The organism is Mycobacterium sp. (assembly GCF_049278535.1).
GTDB lineage: Bacteria > Actinomycetota > Actinomycetes > Mycobacteriales > Mycobacteriaceae > Mycobacterium.
In genome coordinates, this window is sequence record NZ_JBAPMI010000210.1 from 1 (window position 1) to 4,094 (window position 4,094).

The 4,094-nt window shown below is 64.7% G+C and carries 4 protein-coding genes and 2 pseudogenes; all 6 read left to right on the forward strand.

Features of this window, described 5'->3' with window-relative positions; genetic code table 11:
• Window positions 1-180, forward strand: a pseudogene (locus WAO18_RS14415) (DNA-binding protein); the annotation flags it as partial.
• A gap of 10 nt (window positions 181-190) precedes the next feature.
• Entirely contained in the window at window positions 191-1,252 is a 1,062-nt protein-coding gene (locus tag WAO18_RS14420) for a thiolase domain-containing protein (protein WP_422206940.1), read from the forward strand.
• Between the two features lie 52 nt (window positions 1,253-1,304).
• Window positions 1,305-2,486 (forward strand): thiolase domain-containing protein, encoded by a 1,182-nt coding sequence (locus tag WAO18_RS14425; RefSeq protein WP_422206941.1) that lies wholly within the window; start codon window positions 1,305-1,307, stop codon window positions 2,484-2,486.
• Entirely contained in the window at window positions 2,483-3,361 is an 879-nt protein-coding gene (locus tag WAO18_RS14430) for a TIGR03619 family F420-dependent LLM class oxidoreductase (protein WP_422206942.1), read from the forward strand. Before WAO18_RS14425 ends, WAO18_RS14430 begins: the two co-directional genes overlap by 4 nt.
• Entirely contained in the window at window positions 3,361-3,768 is a 408-nt protein-coding gene (locus tag WAO18_RS14435) for a nuclear transport factor 2 family protein (protein ID WP_422206943.1), read from the forward strand. Before WAO18_RS14430 ends, WAO18_RS14435 begins: the two co-directional genes overlap by 1 nt.
• A 111-nt stretch (window positions 3,769-3,879) precedes the next feature.
• Window positions 3,880-4,094 (forward strand): annotated as a pseudogene (locus tag WAO18_RS14440) (DUF4389 domain-containing protein); the annotation flags it as partial.

Here is a 4,094-nt window from a genome sequence, read left to right on the forward strand (position 1 = left end):
GATATCGCGTTCCTGCACCTGATTCAGGAGATCGACGCGACCGAGGTGCGGATGGGCATGCGGGTCGAAGCCGTCTGGAAGCCCCGCGAGGAGTGGGGCCTGGGTATCGACAACATCGAATACTTCAAGCCGACCGGCGAACCCGACGCCGACTACGACACCTACAAACACCACCTGTAAAGGGAACAACGTGACTTTTCGCGACGTAGCTGTCGTCGGATTCGCCCATGCGCCGCATGTGCGCCGCACCGACGGCACCACCAACGGCGTCGAAATGCTGATGCCCTGCTTCCACTCGCTGTACGAAGAGCTCGGCCTCAAGCAGACCGACATCGGCTTCTGGTGCTCCGGCTCCTCGGATTATCTTGCCGGCCGGGCATTCTCGTTCATCTCTGCGATCGACTCGATCGGCGCGGTGCCGCCGATCAACGAGTCGCACGTCGAGATGGACGCTGCGTGGGCACTGTATGAGGCTTACATCAAGCTGCTGACCGGTCAGGTCGACACCGCGCTGGTTTACGGATTCGGCAAGTCCTCTGCCGGCACGCTGCGCCGGGTGCTTGCGCTGCAAACCGACCCGTACACCGTCGCGCCGCTGTGGCCGGACGCGGTGTCGATGGCCGGGCTGCAAGCCCGCTTCGGCCTGGACGCCGGCAAGTGGACCGCCGAGCAGATGGCGCAGGTGGCATTGGATTCGTTCGCCGCCGCCGAGCGCACCGACTCGGAGAAGCCGGCGAAAAGCATCGACGAGTTGCTCGCGCGACCGTACTTCGCCGATCCTCTTCGGCGACACGACATTGCGCCGATCACCGACGGCGCGTCGGCGATCGTGCTGGCCGCCGGCGACCGGGCCCGCGAGCTCCGCGAGAACCCCGCGTGGATCACGGGCATCGAGCACCGCATCGAGACCCCGGTCCTGGGTGCCCGCGACCTGACCACCTCGCCGTCGACGGCGGCCTCGGCCAAGGCCGCGACGGGCGGGGACCCCGGCTCGATCGAGGTCGCCGAGATCTACGCGCCGTTCAGCCATCAGCAACTCCTGCTGACCGAGGCCATCGGCCTGCCGTCGTCGACGAAGATCAACCCGTCGGGCGGCGCACTGGCCGCCAACCCGATGTTCTCCGCCGGGTTGGAACGCATCGGCTTTGCGGCACAACACATTTTCTCTGGATCCGCAGGGCGGGTGCTCGCGCACGCAACCAGCGGCCCGGTGTTGCAACAAAACCTCGTCGCCGTGCTGGAAGGGAAATAAATCATGCGCGTCATGACGATCCAGAGCGAAGCGATGAGGAGGAGTGGCGCTCGTGGCTAAACAGCTCGCAGCGGTGCTCGGCACCGGCCAGACGAAATACGTCGCCAAGCGCCAGGACGTCTCGATGAACGGCCTGGTTCGCGAGGCCATCGACAAGGCATTGGCCGACTCCGGGTCGACGATGGATGACATCGACGCCGTGGTGGTCGGCAAGGCGCCAGACTTCTTCGAGGGCGTCATGATGCCGGAGCTCTTCATGGCCGACGCGGTCGGTGCGACCGGTAAGCCGCTGATCCGGGTGCACACCGCGGGTTCCGTCGGCGGGTCGACCGGTGTGGTGGCGGCCAGCCTGGTGGAGTCGGGCAAGTATCGCCGCGTGCTGGCGATGGCCTGGGAGAAGCAGTCCGAGTCGAATGCCATGTGGGCGTTGAGCATTCCGGTGCCGTTCACCAAGCCGGTTGGCGCCGGCGCAGGCGGCTACTTCGCTCCGCACGTGCGCTCCTACATCCGCCGATCGGGCGCGCCTACGCACATCGGTGCGATGGTCGCGGTCAAGGACCGGCTCAATGGCGCCAAGAACCCGCTCGCGCATCTGCATCAGCCGGACATCACGCTCGACAAGGTGATGTCGTCTCAGATGCTCTGGGATCCAATCCGATTCGACGAGACATGCCCGTCATCCGATGGCGCATGTGCGGTGGTGATCGGCAACGAGGAAGTCGGCGACAAGCGAGTCGCCGAGGGCCATCCGGTGGCATGGATTCACGCCACCGCGTTGCGCACCGAGCCGCTGGCATACTCCGGGCGCGACCAGGTCAATCCGCAGGCCGGACGCGACGCCGCCAAGGCGCTGTGGAAAGCGGCAGGCATCACCAACCCGATCGACGAGATCGACTGCGCCGAGGTGTATGTGCCGTTCTCCTGGTTCGAGCCGATGTGGCTGGAGAACCTCGGGTTTGCGGCCGAGGGCGAGGGCTGGAAGCTCACCGAAGCGGGCGAAACCAAGATCGGCGGCCGAATCCCGCTCAACATGTCCGGCGGTGTGCTGTCGTCCAACCCGATCGGGGCCTCCGGTCTGATCCGGTTCACCGAGGCGGCCATCCAGGTGATGGGCAAGGCGGGCGATCACCAGGTTCAGGGCGCCCGCAAGGCACTCGGCCACGCCTACGGCGGTGGCTCGCAGTATTACTCGATGTGGGTCGTCGGCTCGAGCAAACCGGAGGCCAAGCCGTGAAGTACACGTGCAGCATCGCAATGGGGCCGATCGACCAGCTCGTCGAGATCGCGAAAACGGCCGAAGAGGTGGGATTCGACGCGATCGCGCTGCCGGACTCGCTGTTCTACATGGAGACGGCCGCCGAGGATTACCCCTACACGCCCGACGGCTCGCGGATGTGGAACCAGGACACGCCGTGGGTCGACCCATTGATTGCCGCCGGTGCGATGGGCGCGGTCACCTCGGAACTGTTCTTCTACACCAACGTGATGAAACTCGGCTCCCGTAACCCGCTGCTGTTGGCGCGGCAGGTCGGCTCGGTGGCCAACATCACCAACAACAGGTTCGGCTTCGGCGTCGGCATCGGCTGGGCGCCGGAGGAATTCGAATGGTGTGGGGTGCCCTACGCCAAGCGCGGCAAGCGGGTCGACGAGATGATCGAGGTGATCAAGCTCGTGCTTCACGGCGGAATGGTCGAATTCCACGGCGACTTCTACGACTTCGACAAGTTGCAGATGAGCCCAGCGCCGAGCAAGCCCGTGCCGTTCTACGTCGGCGGTCACACCGATGTCGCACTCAAGCGTGCCGCCCGGGTCAGTGACGGGTGGACCAGCGCAATGATGACCTGCGAGCAGCTCAGTGAGACCATCGGCAAGATCAAGGCGCTGCTCGCCGAATACGACCGTGCAGACGTGCCTTTCGAGTACCAGGCGGTCTGCATCGACAAGTTCGGCGTGGACGGTCACAAGGAGCTGGCCGAGGTCGGTGTGACCGACAACATCGTCATCCCGTGGATGTTCGACGGATTGGGCTTCGATGCGCCGATCGAGCAGAAGAAAGACTCAATCAAGCGTTTCGCAGACACCTACATTCACTCAGGATGGCAAGACTGATGGCCGACTCACCCGCACACCTGGCCGGCAAGCGCTCCCGCGATGCGGTGGGAGCCAGGGACAAAGAGGCATGGCTGGCCGTCTTCGCCGACGACGCGATCGTCGAAGACCCGATCGGTCCGTCGCATTTCGATCCCGAGGGCAAAGGGCATCGCGGTCGCGACGCCATCTCGGCTTTCTGGGACAAGGCGATTGCTCCCACCGACAAGATCCAGTTCGTTTTCCGCGACACGTATCAGTGTGGAAATGAAGAAGCCAACGTCGGCCACATCCTGATCACCGCGGCGGGACATCAGGTCACCGCCGAAGGGGTGTTCACCTACAAAGCCGACAACGACGGCAAGCTGCTCGCGCTGCGCGCGTACTGGGAAGTCGACAAGGCCACCGCGAGCGCACGCAAGATCTGAACCCGGCACACCTGCGCCCCGTAATTACAGTGGAGCGACCTGCACATCGGCCCGGGGAGTCGCAGGATGGACAGCGTGGGCGAGCACGTTGGTAGGGACGATCCCGTGCGCGTGCGCAGTGCTGTCGACGCGCCGTCGCGCCGGCTCTGGCTGGCCAAATGGTGCGTGCTGGCGGTGCCGCACTATCCCATTCTGATCGGCTTGTATCTGCTGTATCCACTGGTGACGATCGCCGCCGGCATCGCCATCGCGTTCACCGGGCGGTATCCCCGCCCGCTCTTCGACTTCAATGTCGGCGTCCTTCGCTGGTCGTGGCGACTGATGAA